The organism is Escherichia sp. AM3, from assembly GCF_032029835.1.
Taxonomy (GTDB): Bacteria; Pseudomonadota; Gammaproteobacteria; order Enterobacterales; family Enterobacteriaceae; genus Escherichia; species Escherichia coli.
In genome coordinates, this window is sequence record NZ_JAVUPQ010000901.1 from 1 (window position 1) to 281 (window position 281).

A 281-nucleotide genomic window follows, 5' to 3' on the forward strand; every position below is an offset into this window, starting at 1 on the left:
GGCCGGCGTCAACGGCATTATGCGGCAGTTTTGTCTGCACCAGCTGGCACGCGCAGGCTTTCGCGTTGTCGAAGTCAACGCTAAGGAAGAGGCGCTGCTGACTGCTGATGAAGCCGTTATCTGCAATGCGCTGATGCCCGTTGTCCCCGTTCGCGCTTATGGCCGAAAATGCTGGTCATCCCGCGAGCTGTTCCAGTTTCTGGCCCCGTTATGTGAGCAAACCAGGTAGTCATGAAGAAAATGTTACGTTTTGTCCTCCTTCTTATCGTTGCGTTCGGTAT

At 54.4% G+C, this 281-nt stretch carries 1 protein-coding gene; it reads left to right on the forward strand.

What is annotated here, in order from left to right:
* A partial coding sequence (locus tag RTW80_RS28970) for an aminotransferase class IV (RefSeq protein WP_312721558.1) occupies window positions 1-229 on the forward strand: 229 nt, incomplete at its 5' end.
* Between the last annotated feature and the right edge of the window lie 52 nt (window positions 230-281).